At 75.5% G+C, this 13,170-nt stretch carries 12 protein-coding genes; 8 read left to right on the top strand and 4 right to left on the bottom strand.

Annotation, left to right across the window (positions count from 1 at the left end):
- Nucleotides 1-16 precede the first annotated feature (16 nt).
- Both GA0070564_RS16745 and GA0070564_RS16740 read right to left on the bottom strand, forming a co-directional pair.
- Nucleotides 17-1,843 carry a non-ribosomal peptide synthetase gene (locus GA0070564_RS16745; RefSeq protein ID WP_091609556.1) on the bottom strand — a complete coding sequence of 609 codons (1,827 nt, stop codon included), beginning with the start codon at nucleotides 1,841-1,843 and terminating at the stop codon, nucleotides 17-19.
- On the bottom strand, nucleotides 1,843-2,055 hold the full coding sequence (locus tag GA0070564_RS16740) for an MbtH family protein (RefSeq protein ID WP_091609555.1): 213 nt from the start codon (nucleotides 2,053-2,055) through the stop codon (nucleotides 1,843-1,845). The genes GA0070564_RS16745 and GA0070564_RS16740 overlap by 1 nt, the downstream gene beginning before the upstream one ends.
- A 278-nt stretch (nucleotides 2,056-2,333) precedes the next feature.
- Between GA0070564_RS16740 and GA0070564_RS16735 the strand changes: the two genes are divergently transcribed.
- Both GA0070564_RS16735 and GA0070564_RS29625 read left to right on the top strand, forming a co-directional pair.
- The gene (locus tag GA0070564_RS16735) at nucleotides 2,334-3,509 is read left to right on the top strand and encodes a S8 family peptidase (RefSeq protein WP_218104938.1); all 1,176 of its coding nucleotides are present in this window, start codon (nucleotides 2,334-2,336) and stop codon (nucleotides 3,507-3,509) included.
- Nucleotides 3,510-3,532: 23 nt separating this feature from the next.
- A complete protein-coding gene (locus GA0070564_RS29625) occupies nucleotides 3,533-4,699 on the top strand; it encodes a M23 family metallopeptidase (protein WP_091609554.1) in 1,167 nt (388 codons plus the stop codon).
- Here GA0070564_RS29625 and GA0070564_RS16725 read toward each other — a convergent pair.
- Nucleotides 4,679-5,884, bottom strand: a complete 1,206-nt coding sequence (locus GA0070564_RS16725) for an HAD-IA family hydrolase (protein WP_091609553.1) — start codon at nucleotides 5,882-5,884, stop codon at nucleotides 4,679-4,681. The genes GA0070564_RS29625 and GA0070564_RS16725 overlap by 21 nt on opposite strands.
- Complete coding sequence (locus tag GA0070564_RS30230) at nucleotides 5,881-6,006, bottom strand: hypothetical protein (protein WP_281182165.1); 126 nt, start codon at nucleotides 6,004-6,006, stop codon at nucleotides 5,881-5,883. The genes GA0070564_RS16725 and GA0070564_RS30230 overlap by 4 nt, the downstream gene beginning before the upstream one ends.
- Nucleotides 6,007-6,252: 246 nt before the next feature.
- Between GA0070564_RS30230 and GA0070564_RS16720 the strand changes: the two genes are divergently transcribed.
- The 6 genes from GA0070564_RS16720 to GA0070564_RS16695 all read left to right on the top strand — a co-directional run bounded on the left by GA0070564_RS16720 (nucleotide 6,253) and on the right by GA0070564_RS16695 (nucleotide 13,162).
- Complete coding sequence (locus tag GA0070564_RS16720; RefSeq protein WP_091609552.1) at nucleotides 6,253-6,519, top strand: hypothetical protein; 267 nt, start codon at nucleotides 6,253-6,255, stop codon at nucleotides 6,517-6,519.
- Nucleotides 6,520-6,559: 40 nt separating this feature from the next.
- On the top strand, nucleotides 6,560-7,357 hold the full coding sequence (locus GA0070564_RS16715) for a hypothetical protein (RefSeq protein ID WP_141714786.1): 798 nt from the start codon (nucleotides 6,560-6,562) through the stop codon (nucleotides 7,355-7,357).
- A gap of 208 nt (nucleotides 7,358-7,565) precedes the next feature.
- The gene (locus GA0070564_RS16710; protein WP_091609550.1) at nucleotides 7,566-8,723 is read left to right on the top strand and encodes a glycosyltransferase family 39 protein; all 1,158 of its coding nucleotides are present in this window, start codon (nucleotides 7,566-7,568) and stop codon (nucleotides 8,721-8,723) included.
- A 101-nt stretch (nucleotides 8,724-8,824) separates the two neighbouring features.
- Entirely contained in the window at nucleotides 8,825-10,735 is a 1,911-nt protein-coding gene (locus tag GA0070564_RS16705; RefSeq protein ID WP_091609549.1) for a glycosyltransferase family 2 protein, read from the top strand.
- Nucleotides 10,723-11,880, top strand: coding sequence for a glycoside hydrolase family 26 protein (locus GA0070564_RS16700; protein ID WP_091609548.1), 1,158 nt, complete (start codon nucleotides 10,723-10,725; stop codon nucleotides 11,878-11,880). Before GA0070564_RS16705 ends, GA0070564_RS16700 begins: the two co-directional genes overlap by 13 nt.
- Nucleotides 11,881-11,995: 115 nt before the next feature.
- Nucleotides 11,996-13,162, top strand: coding sequence for a low temperature requirement protein A (locus GA0070564_RS16695; protein ID WP_091609547.1), 1,167 nt, complete (start codon nucleotides 11,996-11,998; stop codon nucleotides 13,160-13,162).
- The last annotated feature ends 8 nt before the right edge of the window (nucleotides 13,163-13,170 follow it).

The raw sequence follows: 13,170 nt of genomic DNA, 5'->3' as shown, positions 1-13,170 counted from the left end.
TCACGTCAGACCGGCGTCAGCTGGGGACCGTGCGCCGGGCAGGGCGCGGGATGCGGGTGATGGGCGGGCGCCCGGTCCCCCCGCCGGCCGCCGCCCGGGACACCGCCTCGGCCAGACCCTCGACCGTGCGTCCCTGCGCGAGCAGCGTCTCCAGCCGCAGCTGTACGCCGTGGGCCTTCTCGATCCGGGCGACCACCTGCGCGGCGAGCAGCGAGTGGCCGCCCAGCTCGAAGAAGTCGTCGCGGACGCCGATCTCCGGCTGCCCCAGCACCTCCTGCCAGATCCGCAGCAGGTCCGCCTCGACCGGGGTGCGGGGCGCGACGACGGGCGCGTCGCGCCGGCGCGGACCGGCGCCCCGGGCCAGCAGGGCCGCGTGGTCGACCTTGTGGTTCGGGGTCAGGGGGAACTCCCGCAGCAGGGCGATGGAGTTCGGGATCATGTAGTCGGGCAGCTCGTCGGCGAGGTGGCGGCGCAGCAGGCCGCCGGTCACCGGGCCCGGACCGGGCGCCGGCAGGACGAACGCGAGGATCTGCCCGCCCAGCAGGCCGGTCTCACCGACCAGCACCGCCGCCTGGCTGACCCGGGGGTGGCGTTCCAGCGCCTGCCGGATCTCGTTGAGCTCGATCCGGTGGCCGCGGATCTTGACCTGTCCGTCGGCACGGCCGGAGAACTCCAGGGCGCCGTCGGGCAGGAACCGGCCCAGGTCACCGGTGCGGTACAGCCGCGAGCCCGGCACGTCGGAGAACGGGTCGGGGACGAACGCCGCCGCGGTCAACGCCGGGCGGCCCAGGTAGCCGCGGGCCACCCCGGCGCCGCCGATGCAGATCTCGCCGGTCCCGCCCGGCGGTGACGCCGTACCCGCCGGGTCGTCCACGACGTAGAGCGACACGCCCGCGCACGGCGCCCCGATCGGCACCGAGGGCAGCTCGCCGTGCGCCGGGGTGACCTCGAACAGCGACGCCGCGACGGTGGTCTCGGTCGGGCCGTAGCCGTTGACGAAGCGGTGCCGGGCGGCGAACGAGGCGGCGAGCTTGGGCGGGCAGGCCTCCCCGCCCGAACCGACCACCGCCAGGTCGGGGAACTCCTGGTCGACCAGGGTGGCCAGCACCGAGGGCGGCAGCGCCACCGTGTGGATGCGCTCGCCGCGCAGCCGGTCGGCCAGCCGCTCGGGCGAGGCGACCTCCTCCTTGGTGGCGATGACCAGCGTGCCGCCGTTGGTCAGGGTGGCCAGGGTGTCGAAGACCGAGATGTCGAAGCTGAACGACACGCACTGCAGGGTGCGCCGCCCCGGGCCGACCTCCAGCGCCGGCGCCAGTCCCGCCAGCATGTTGCCCAGCGAGGCGTGGGTGACCTGGACGCCCTTGGGACGGCCGGTGGAGCCGGAGGTGTAGATGACGTACGCCAGGTTGTCCGGATGCGGGCCGGGTCCGGTCGCGGTGGCGTCGGCGCCCGCGGCGGGGGCCAGGAGGGGGACGTCGCAGGCCCGGGCGAGGTGGTCGGCGGTGGGCCCGGCACCGACCAGGACGGTGGCCGCGGAGTCGGTGAGCATGTACTCCAGGCGGGCCGCCGGGTATTCCGGATCCAGGGGCACGTAGGCGCCGCCGGCCTTGAAGACGGCGAGCAGCGCGGTGATCCAGTCGGCGGTGCGGGGCAGACAGATGCCGACGCGGGTCTCGGGGCCGACGCCGTGGGCGCGCAGGGCGCCGGCGAGCCGGTCGGCCCGGGTGTCGAGCTGGGCGTAGGTGAGGGATCGTCGCTCGGAGCTGACGGCCACGGCGTCGGGCCGTTCCCGCGCCCACCGCGCGACCAGCTGGTGTGCCAGGGTGCCCGGACCGCTCTCCATCAGGACCCCTGCTCGGCCATCCGACGGCGCAGGCTCAGTGGACGCATGTCGGTCCAGACCTCCTCGATGTGCGCCAGGCACTCCTCCCGGGTGCCGGTGGTGCCCTCGTCGCGCCAGCCCGGAGCGTTCTCCCGGCCGGCCGGCCAGATGGAGTACTGCTCCTCGTGGTTCAGCACGACCTTGTAGGGGCGGCTCTCCTGGTTGTCGCTCATCTCTCCTCCGTGGGTGGTGCCCGCTGCGGCACCCGGCGCCGACGCACGGCGGGGTGATCCGAGGCCCATTCGACCGTGACGACGACCGGTCGCACCCCTGCCGGGGGAGGTACTAGGACAACACCTGGAACCTGTGCCGGAGCCACCGCGGACGGTGGCCGGGCTAGGTGAAGCCCTACACCCGCGGCCGGTACGACGACAGCGGCCGGGTCCGCGCGGACACTATCCATCGGGCCCCCGACCAGGGGCGACCCGACCGTTGGTCACGAGGAGGAACAGTGCCCGCAGCGTCGCTGACCGCCCGCGCCGGCGCCGCCCTGGTGGTCGCCGGCACCGCGCTCGGGATGGGTGTCCTGGCCGTCCCCGGGCCCGTCGGGGCCGCCCGGCCCGTCGTCGACTCCGGCAGCGCCCGGGCCGTACCCGGCAGCTATCTGGTGCTCTTCGCCGACGGACAGCGGCCCGACCTCGCCGGCCGGTACGGCGTACGGGTCCGGGACAGCTACCACAGCGCGGTGCGCGGTGCGCTGGTCGAGGCGAGCGAGAAGCAGGCGCGGCGGCTGGCAGCGGATCCGTCGGTGCGGCTGGTGGAGCAGGACACCAGGATCGAGCGGGTGGCGTCGCGGACCGGCGTGCAGCAGGCCCCGTCCTGCGGCCTGGACCGGATCGACCAGCCGCGGCTGCCGCTGGACGGGTCGTACCGGTACCCAGCCGCGGCGGGCGCCGGCGTCGACGTCTACCTGGTCGACACCGGCATCGACTACCGGCACCCCGACCTCGCCCCCCGCGCCCGGCCCGGCTTCGACGCCTTCGGCGGCGACGGCGGCGACGAGCAGGGCAACGGCACCCTGATGGCCGGCATCGTCGGCGGCACCACCTACGGCGTGGCGAAGAAGGCCCGGTTGATCTCGGTGAAGGTGCTCGACGCGCAGGGCGGTGGCACCCTCGCCGGGGTGCTGGCCGGGATCGACTGGATCACCGCGCACGCCTCCGGCCCGTCGGTGGCCAACGTCGTCATCGGCGCCCCGGCCAGCGACGTGCTCGACGAGGCGGTACGCGCCTCCGTCGCCTCCGGTGTCACGTACGTGCTGTCGGCCGGGGCGAGCGCCGACGATGTCGACAACTCCTCCCCGGCCCGGGTACGCGAGGCGGTCACCGTCGGCTCGTCCGACTGCGCCGACACCGTGGCGTGGTTCAGCAACCACGGCCCGGGGCTGGACCTGTACGCTCCCGGGGTGGACATCACCTCCACCTGGCCGGGCGGCGGCACCAACTCCGACTCCGGCACCTCGGTCTCGGCCGCACACGCCTCCGGAGCGGCGGCGCTCTATCTGGGCCGGCGCCCCAGAGCCACCCCGGCGCAGGTGGCCGGTGCCCTCGACCGGGCGGCCGTGGCCGGCGCGCTCACCGGCGTACCGGCCGGCACGCCGAACAAGCTGCTCCAGACGGTGCGCTGACACCGGACGGAGGCCCCCGGCCGATGGCACTGTCCCTGCTGGTCGCAGCGCTCGTCCTCGCCGTGCTGGCGGCCGCCTACCGGTACCTGTACCGGCGGCTGGTCCGGGACGTCTCGGTGGCCGGTGGCCGGTGGCGACGGGTCGGCACGGTCGTCGTGCTGCTGCTGGCGGTCGGCACCGCGCTGCTGCTCACCGTCGGGCCGCTGGAGCCGCCCGTGCCGGTACGCCGCCTCGCCGCGGGGTGGGCCGGCTGGTGGCTGCCGGTGCTGCTGTACCTGGTCCTGGCGCTGCTGCTGGGCGAGCTGGTCCGGCCGCTGCTGCGGCGTACCCTCGCCCGCCGGGCCGCCCGCCCGCCGCACCGGACCGACGACGCGGACGACCCCGCGGACGCCTCCCGCCGGCTCTTCGTCGCCCGGACGGTCGCGGTGGGGGCGTCCGTGGTGGCCGTCGGCGGCGCCGTCGCCGGCCGGTCGGCACCGGCGTCCGGCCAGGACCCGGCGGCCGGGGGAGTGGAGCTGTCGCTGCCGTTCACCGGGCTCTGGCTGGCCCGCAACAGCCCGGCCCGGCAGGTGCCGAGCCACGGCACCGACCTGCTCGGCGGCCGGTACGCCATCGACTTCGTGGCGGTGGACGCGGCGCACCGGACATCCGACCGCCACGACTGGCGCAGCCTGCTCACCAGCGAACCGCCGGAGCGGTTCCACGCCTTCGGCCGGCCGATCCTGGCGCCCGCCGCCGGCACCGTCGTCGCGGCCCACGACGGCGAGCCGGACCACGAGGCGCGGCGGTCGCAGCCGGCGCTGGTGCCGTACACCCTGGGACAGTCGGCACGGCTGCGCCGGGGGGTGGGCGCGGTCGCGGGCAACCACGTGGTCATCGCGCTGCCCGGCGGCGCCTTCGTGGGCCTGGCCCACTTCCGGTCCGGCTCCCTGCGCGTCCGGGTCGGCGCGCGGGTGGTCGAGGGCCAGCACCTGGCGGACTGCGGCAACTCGGGCAACTCCACCCAGCCGCACGTGCACGTGCAGGCCATGGACAGTGCCGACCTCACGGTCGCCCGCGGGGTGCCGATGCTGTTCCGGCGGTTCCGGGAGTGGCCCACCGGACCGGGAACGGGACGGGTCAGGGAGTGGACGGTGCCGGGCGAGGAGGCGGTGGTGCAGCCGCTGCCGTCACCGCCCGTCGGAGGGTAGCGCCCGCTCGCCGATGCGCAGGTCGCCGAGCCGGCGGCGGATCGCGGCGCCCTGTCCGGCGCGGCCCCGCTCCTCGGCGACCCGCAGCAGCGACGACAGCGGGAGCACCGGAACCAGCCGGCCCGACGACGGGATCCACAGCCGGTCGTCGGGCGTCGCCGGGGCGGACCAACTGCCGTCCGGCCGACGGTTGCGCACGCCGACCAGGACCTCGAACGGGGTTCCGTCCAGCTCGACCCGGAGCCGGGCGCTCGCGCTCACCCCGGCCGCCCGGAACGGCTCCGTCACGGTGGCGTCCCCGAACCGGCGGCGGAGCGCCGCCAGCCCGACCGGGTCGGTCACCACGTCGACGTCGCCCGGGGTCACCACCGCGCCGTGCAGCGCGGCGGCGGCGCTTCCGGTGACCGCCCAGGCGGTCCGCCGGCCGACCAGCTCCGCGAACCGGTCCAGCGCCGCCCGCCAGGACGCCGGGTGACCTTCGCCGGGTACGACGGCGGTGGCGGGACGGAGCTCGGGCAGCCGGGTGAGCCGGTCGACCCGGTCGGCCGACACGTCGGCGCGGCGGACCGTACGGTCGAGCCAGGTGCCGTGGAGCCCGGCCCGGCAGGCGGCCCGGTGGTCGGTGTCCGGGTCGTCGCCGACGTACCGGAGCTGACGGGGCTGGTGGCCCAGTCGTGCGGCGGCGAGCCGGAAGGCGGCCGGGTCCGGTTTGGCCACGCCGAGCTCGGCGGAGCAGCAGACCACGTCGAAGGCGTCGCCCAGGCCGATCGCCGCCAGCTTGCGCCGCTGCTGGCGGGCGTCACCGTTTGTCAGCACACCGAGCCGGTATCCGTGGCAGCGCAGCCCGACCAGCGCGTCGGCGACGTCGGGGTACACCCGCCACGCGGCCTCGTAGTGTCGCAGGTAGTCGGCGAAGCGGTCGTCGAGCCGCGCCTCGTCGACCGGCGACCCCAGCAGCGGCAGGAACCCCCGCAACCGGCGCCGCCGCTGCTCCTGGAACGAGCACTCCCCGGCCAGGTAGGCGGCGAAGTGTTCCCGTTCCAGGGCCGACCACGCCGCGGCGAGCGCCGGCTCGTCGCCCGCGCCGGGCGCGACGGTGGCCGCCCAGGCGGTGACCGCCCGGCGGGCGGCACCGGCGTGGTCGAGCAGGGTGCCGTCCAGGTCGAACAGCACCGCGGCGGTCACGGCGGCCCGGCCGCCCCGGCGGCCGGCGCCGGGGGACCGGTGGGCACGCCGAGCAGCCGGGCGGCCAGCCCCAGCCGCTCGTCGTGGACGCCGGTCAGCGGCGGCAGCAGCAGGGTCGGCATCCCGACCTCCACGGCGGCGCCGTCGTGCCCCCGGCGGTCGCCGACCATCAGACCGGTGGCGAGGCGTCAGGGAGCGAAGTCGGACCGCTCGTGGTCGTCGCCGTACAGCGGGAGGGCGGGCGTGATCCACCGGGCGTACGTGGCCGCGACGGCCTCGACGGGGGTCACGGTGTCGACCGTAGTGCATCGGTGGCGCCGACGCCGCCCCCTCGGCGCGGGCTCCCGGGGGAACGCCTGGAGCTGGTCGTGTCCCGTCCTCCCTACGGCCGCGACGGGCAGTGGGTCCGGATCGTGTCGACCGGTGGGTCCACCGATCCGGAGGACGCCGTCGACCTCGGCGCCGTCGCAGTGGCGCACTGGTTCGGTGCCGAGGGCGCCTGGTTCGTGACGGTGGCCGGCTCCGGCACGGGCATCCATCCCGGCGAGTGCCTCGACTTCGCCCCCGAGATCACCGAGGTGGAGGCCACCGAGCTGCGCAGCTGGCTCGGCCGCTCCACACCGCCATCCTCCTGAGCGGCCGGCCGGCGTGCGCCGGGCTGGCACCATGCGGCTCATGACGGGGGACCTGGCGCGGCGGGATTCGGGCGGGGTGGCCGAGGGCCGTGGCCGTCGTCGGTGGTGGCAGGCGCTGCGGATCCTGCTGGTGGTGGGCTGGGTCGCCTGGGCGGCGTTCGCCTGGTGGTCGGCGCCGCGCGAGGCCGGGACGGCGCGGGCCCGGTCGGACCTGTCCACCGGCCGGCTGGTCTCCTACGAGTGGGCAGGCGGGTGGTCCTCGGACAACGGTTGGAGTTGGACCGACCGGGTCGAACCCCGGTTCTCCGGCCGGTCCGGGCCGCTGTTCATCTGGCGTACGACCGACTGGCGGGTGCACTACGCCCAGTTCGACCGTGGATCGATCGGCCCGGTGCCCTCGGAGCCCTTCGACGCGGTGCGGTACTCCGGCCCGGAGGCCGCCGCCTTCGACCTGGCGGTCCAATCGGCGAACCTCCAGCCCCGGTGGTCGGGTGTGGACGTCCCGCCACCGTTGCGGGCGCTGCCGACACTGCTGCTGCTCACCACGCTGGCGGTGCTGGTCCTCGGCCCCGCTCCTGCCCGGGGCACCCGGTGGTGCTGGCTCTGGGTGCTCACCGGCGTGCCGTTCGGCCTCGGGCTGCTCTGGTGGCTCGCCCGGGAGCGCCCGTGGTCGCCGGCCGAACCGCCGGCGCCCGACCCGAGCGGTCGCGACCCGCGTGACCGGTGGTACGTCGGTCTGCTGGCCGGGATCGCCACCTCGATCGTGGTCAGTCTCGCGATGTACGGGCTGCGGCAGGTCTTCGGCGAGTGGCTGGTGCCGCCCGGCGCGGGCAGCTGACCCGCCGTCCGGCCGGGGGACCGGTCGGCCGGCGAGGGCGGGCCACCTCCCGCTATCGGACGGACTCTCGGATCCGGCTGTCACCCCCAGCACCGTCAGATATGGTGCTTTTGACCGTTCTGGTGGCGTTTGTCGGAGCCGCCGGCCGGCCATCTTCCCGGCCCACGGCGAGCCCGACCGTCCATCCCACAGAGGTGTGTGAACCACGATGAAGGACGCGGAGACGCTCGTCCTGCCCCCGGTCCCCGCGGCCGGGGTCGGGGTCGAGGACCCGTGGGGGGAGGACCACGACCCGGTGGTCCCACCGGAGGCGGACCCGCCCCGCCGGTCGGTCACCCCGTGGCTGCTCCCGACGCTGCTCATGGGCGCCCTCGCCGTCACCGGCGCCGACCGAACCGGCCCGGCCGGCGGCGACGTCGCAAACCCGCTGCACCACCTGCTGCTGCGCGCCTGGACCACCGTCTTCGGCGGCTCCGACCTCGCCCTGCGTACGCCGTCGATCCTCGCCGTCACCGCCACCGCGGCCCTCGTCGCGGCCCTCGCCGCCCGGGTGTTCACCCCCCGGGTCGGCCTGCTGGCCGGACTGATCTTCGCCCTGCTGCCCGCCACCACCCGGTACGCCCAGCAGCCCCAGCCGTACGCGCTGGCCATGCTCGCCGCCGTGCTCGCCACCTGGTGCCTGGTACGCGCCCTGGAGGCGCCGACGGCCCGCCGGCTGGCCGGCTACGGCGCCGCCGTACTCCTGCTCGGAACCTGTCACGCGCCGGCGCTGCTGCTGCTGGTCGGGCACGGCTGGGCGGTGGTCGTCTTCCGCCGCGGCCTGGCCCCCCGCTGGCTGCTCGTGGCGTCCCTGGGCGCCGCGCCCGCCGTGGCGTTGCTGCTGCTCGGCGCGGGGCACGGCGACCGGCTCGTCGCGGGCGTCGCACCCACCCTGGACGTGCTCGCCGCGACCCCCGGGCAGTTGTTCGGGGTCACCGCCCTGGCCGGCGTCCTGGCCTGGCTGGCGCTGTTCAGCCTGCCGCTGCGCCGCTCCGCCGCCATCTACACCGCGTGGGCGGTGGCGCCGCCGCTCGCCCTGCTGCTGATCGCCCAGGTGACACCGGTCTGGCTGCCGGCGGTGCTGCTGTTCACCCTGCCCGCCTGGGCGACCCTCGGCGCGGTCGCCCTCGCCCGGGTCCACGCGGGCTGGTGCGTCGTCGTACTGGTGGCCGTCGCGGTGCTGGCCGCGCCGGTCCAGGTGGCCCTGCGCTCGCCCGACCCGGACCAGCGGGCCGACGGTCGGCTCACCCGGATCACCCGGCTGTGGACGCCGCCCGGCGGCGCCAACGCCGTCGCGCCCGGCCCGCGGGGCGCCGGCGGCGGCTGAGCGGCCGGCGGCTCGGCACACGTCATCGTTCGTCACCGAGATGTCGACACGGCATCGGCCCGGCCGGGTCCACGGCGGGCAGATCTCTTCATGGGGGCAATGTGGGCGTCGTCAGTGACACACGCCTGGCTCGATCCACCGGGGAGGGCCCGCCGGGCGGCGCCCCCGCCGCCGGTCCGGCCCGCCGGCCACCGTCCGCGCGCCACCACGACCGGCGCCGGCTCAACATCCGGGCGCGCCTGGCGTACGCGGCCTGCGGGGCGACCGCCGGACCGCTGACCGCACCGGTTCGCCCGGACGCGCCGGTCCGCTTCCGCGCCGCCCTCTCACCCGCGTCGCGGCTGGTCCTGACGCTGTTCGTCCTGCTCAACGCCGGCACCGGCCTGCTCTTCGTCGGCTGGCTGCTGATCCCCGCACACGTGCCCGGAGCCGGGGTCGTCGGCCCGGGTGGCTGGCAGACCTTCGCCGCCCGGCTCGGCTTCTGCGTGGTGGTCGGCGTGGAGCTGATCCGCCTGGCGCAGAACGTGGTGGTCTGGGTCTTCGCCTTCCACGCCCGGGATCCGGTGCCGGTGGACCCGCCGGTCGGCCTGCGGGTGGCGCTGCTGACCACGATCGTGCCGAGCAAGGAGCCGATCGACGTGGCCGAGCGGACGCTGCGGCGGATGCGGCAGATCGTCTACTGCGGCCAGGTGGACGTCTGGATCCTCGACGAGGGCGACGACCCGGCGGTCAAGGCGATGGCCGAGCGGCTGGGCGTACGACACTTCAGCCGCCAGGGCCGCCCCGAGTACAACCAGCCCAGCGGCGAGTTCCGGGCCAGGACCAAGTCCGGCAACCACAACGCCTGGCGGGCCGAGCACGAGCACGACTACGACGTGGTGGCCAACGTGGACCCGGACCACGTGCCGCTGCCGGGCTTCCTGGAACGGACGCTCGGCTACTTCCGCGACCCGGACGTGGCGTTCGTGGTGACCCCGCAGGTCTACGGCAACATGCACCAGAACTGGGTGGCGCACGGCGCCTCGGTCCAGCAGTACCTCTACAACGGGCTGATCGCGCGCGGCGGCAACGGCCTGGACGCCCCGCTGCTCACCGGCACCGGGCACCTCTACCGGCCGGCCGCCTGGCGGACCGTCGGCGGCTACCAGGACTCGATCATCGAGGACCACCTGACCAGCATCCGGGTGCACGCCGCGGTCAACCCCGGCACCGGCAACCGGTGGAAGGGCGTCTACACCCCCGACGTGGTGGCGATCGGGGAGGGGCCGACCTCCTGGGCCGACTACTTCAACCAGCAGAAACGCTGGGCTGCCGGGATCTGCGAGATCCTCGTCCGGCCGGAGATGCGGGCCCCCCGCGAGCTGGGGTCACGCCGCCGCTGGCACTACCGGCTGCTCCAGTTCTACTACCCGAGCGTCGCGGTCAGCCTGCTGCTGGGCAACCTCGCCACCGTCCTGTACCTGTTCACCGGCGTGGGCATGAGCCGGCTCGACGTCGCCGTCTGGTCGGCGCTCTGGACGTCCACCATCGGCACCTGGTTCCTGCTCTGGCTCTGGCTGCGCCGGTTCAACATCGCCCCGCACGAACGGGAGGAGATCGGCCTGGTCGGGATGGCCCTGGCGCTGTTCACCGGACCGATCTACGTGGCCGCCGCCGTCGGCGCGTTGCTGCGCCGCAAGCTGGCCTTCGTGGTGACCGCCAAGGGGACGCTGCGGACCAGCGAGTCCCTGGCCACCTTCCGGCTGCACTTCGCCTGGGCGGCCTTCGCCGCGGTGCTGCTCGGGGCGGGCTTCCTGCTCGACGACGGGCTCAACCCGCTGCGGGTGTGGCCCCTGCTGACCCTGCTGACCGGCCTGGCGCCGCCGTTGATCGCCACCGGCTCGGGCCTGGCCGCCCGCGCCGGGCGGCGCCGCCGGCGCCCGGCCCACCTGGCGAGCCGGCCCACCGGGGGCCGCCGCCGCCCGCCCCGATCCCGGGTGCCGGCCGAGAGGAGCGTCCCGTGGCACGGCTGACGGTTCCGCGCGGTGCGCTGCTGGTCACGGCCGCGCTTCTGCTGACGTACGTCTTCGTGATCGCGCCGGGCACCTCCGGCGCCCCGACCGGCGCCCCCACCGGCGCCCCGCCCGAACGGGTGGTGAGCGTCGAGCAGGCGCCCATCGCGACGGCCACCCCGACCCCGCCGCCCCGGCCGCTCTTCCCGCCGGCCGGCCGGACCTTCGTCGGCATCGCCACCCGGGAGGGCGCGTACGACTTCCGCGCGGTGGACGACTTCACCGCGGCGACGAGGCACGCGCCGCAGGTGATGCTCTTCAGCGCGGGGTGGGCGTCCGCCCCGTTCGACCGGGTGCTCTTCGACCGGATCCGGGACCGGGGCATGCTGCCGATGCTGGCCTGGGAACCCTGGGACCACCGGTTGGACGAGGCGGCGCTGCGCAACCAGCTGGCCACCGCGAAGATGAACCGGGAGCGGGCCACCCAGCCCCGGTACCGGCTCGCCCGCATCGCCGGCGGCGACTTCGACGACTACCTGCGCTCCTGGGCCGAGGGGATCCGCGCGCTTGGCTACCCGGTGGCCATCCGCTTCGCCCACGAGATGAACGGCGACTGGTACCCGTGGTGCGAACGGGTCAACGGCAACAAGCCGGGCGACTACATCAGGGCCTGGCGGCACGTGCACGACCTGTTCCAGTCGGTCGGGGCGACGAATGTCACCTGGGTGTGGAGCCCCAACGCGCGGTGGAACAACTCCGCCCCGTCGCTGCACGCGTACTACCCCGGCGACGACTACGTGGACTGGCTCGGCATCTCCGGCTACTACGGGATGGGGGCGTTCGCGACGTACCGGTCCTTCGACCAGATCTTCGGGGCGACCATCGCCCAGCTGCGCACCTTCAGCCGCCGGCCGGTGGTGATCACCGAGACCGGCGCGACCGACGCCAGCGGCCACAAGGCCCGGTGGATCACCGAGGCGTTCCGGTCGCTGCCTCGCTACCCCGAGCTGATCGGCCTGATCTGGTTCGAGGTGGACAAGGAGGTGGACTGGCGGGTGGCCGGCTCCCCGGCGTCGGCCAGGGCGTTCGCCCGGGCCGTGGCCGACCGCCGCTACGCGGTGACCTGGTCACCGGAGTCGGTGCCGCGGACGCGGATCCGGGACTGACCGGCCTCCCGCTCCACCCTGGGCTCCCGGACGGTCGCCGAAAGTGGCAACGGCGGCCGGTGTCGGCCCGTGAATCCGACTCCCGGGCCCGCTCGGGTCACCTACGCTCGAAACCGTGCCGCCGACGCCGGCCCCCCGGGGCCACCGGGCCGTTCCGTTCGAGATCTTCTTCGACCTGGTCTTCGTCTTCGCGCTGACCCGGATCCTGGCGCTGATGCGGCCGGTGACCGGGCCGGCGATGGCCCGTGCCCTGCTCCTGCTGGTGCTGCTCTGGCTCGCCTGGTCGTCGTACGCCTGGTTGGGCAACCAGGTCCGGCTCGACGTCGGCGGGGTGCGCGCCGGTGTGCTGGTCGCCATGGCGGCGCTCTTCGTCGCCGCCCTGGTGATGCCGCGCGCCTGGACCCCGGCGCCGGGACTGGACGCGCCGGTGCTGCTGGCGCTGGCGTACATCCTGCTGCGCAGTTTGCACCTGGGCCTGTACCACTGGGCGGCGGCGGAGCACCCCGACCTGCGCCGACGGATCCGGCTGTTCGCCACGGTCAGCGCGGTCTCCTGGGCGCCACTGCTGCTCGGCGCCCTGCTCGGCGGCGCCGCGCAGGCCGCGCTCTGGGTGGCGGCCTTCGTCGTCGAGATCATCGGGCAGCGCCTGTCGTACGCGCTGCGCGGTGGCTGGCCGCTGCACAGCGTGACCCACTTCGCCGAACGGCACGGGCTGGTCTTGATCATCGCGCTCGGCGAGTCACTGGCGGCGGCCGGCGTCGGGGCCGGAGCGGCGGTGACGGAGCCGCGGGTGCTCGGGGCCGCGCTGCTGGGCCTGGCGGTGGCGATCTGCCTGTGGTCGCTCTACTTCGACCTCGCCGCGCCGGCCGGCGCCCGCGCCCTCGGCGCCGCCACCGGCGGCCGGCGGGACCGGATGGCCGCCGACGCCTACAGCCAGGCCCACCTGCTGCTGATCGTCGGCGTGATCTACCTTGCCTGCGGCGTCGAGGAGGTGCTCGCGCGGGTTGCCGAGCCGTACGGCGGGGGCCACCACGGCGGCCGGGAGCTGAGCTGGTCCGGCGCCTTCGCCCTGTACGGCGGGGTCACGCTCTTCCTCGCCGGCCGGCTGCTCTTCCTGTGGCTCTCCGCCGGCCCGGTCCGGCCGGTGCAGTTGGTGGGGGCCGCCGTGACGGTGGCGCTGCTGCCGGTCGCCCGGCTGCTGCCCGCGGCCGGGGCGCTGGCGCTGCTGACCCTGCTGGTGGCCGCCACCGCCGGCTACGAACGGCTGGCCCGGGCCCGCTGAGCGGACCG

Source organism: Micromonospora mirobrigensis (assembly GCF_900091555.1).
Classification (GTDB): domain Bacteria; phylum Actinomycetota; class Actinomycetes; order Mycobacteriales; family Micromonosporaceae; genus Micromonospora; species Micromonospora mirobrigensis.
Note: the sequence above shows the minus strand (reverse complement) of the source record. Positions and strands in the feature narration are given on the sequence as shown.

Excerpts from the sequence above, each read along its gene's own strand:
- GA0070564_RS29625 (WP_091609554.1), top strand. The coding sequence starts at position 3,533 with ATGGCACTGTCCCTGCTGGTCGCAGCGCTCGTCCTCGCCGTGCTGGCG.
- GA0070564_RS16715 (WP_141714786.1), top strand. The coding sequence starts at position 6,560 with ATGACGGGGGACCTGGCGCGGCGGGATTCGGGCGGGGTGGCCGAGGGC.
- GA0070564_RS16745 (WP_091609556.1), bottom strand. The coding sequence starts at position 1,843 with ATGGAGAGCGGTCCGGGCACCCTGGCACACCAGCTGGTCGCGCGGTGG.
- GA0070564_RS30230 (WP_281182165.1), bottom strand. The coding sequence starts at position 6,006 with ATGCCGACCCTGCTGCTGCCGCCGCTGACCGGCGTCCACGACGAGCGG.
- GA0070564_RS16740 (WP_091609555.1), bottom strand. The coding sequence starts at position 2,055 with ATGAGCGACAACCAGGAGAGCCGCCCCTACAAGGTCGTGCTGAACCAC.
- GA0070564_RS16710 (WP_091609550.1), top strand. The coding sequence starts at position 7,566 with ATGAAGGACGCGGAGACGCTCGTCCTGCCCCCGGTCCCCGCGGCCGGG.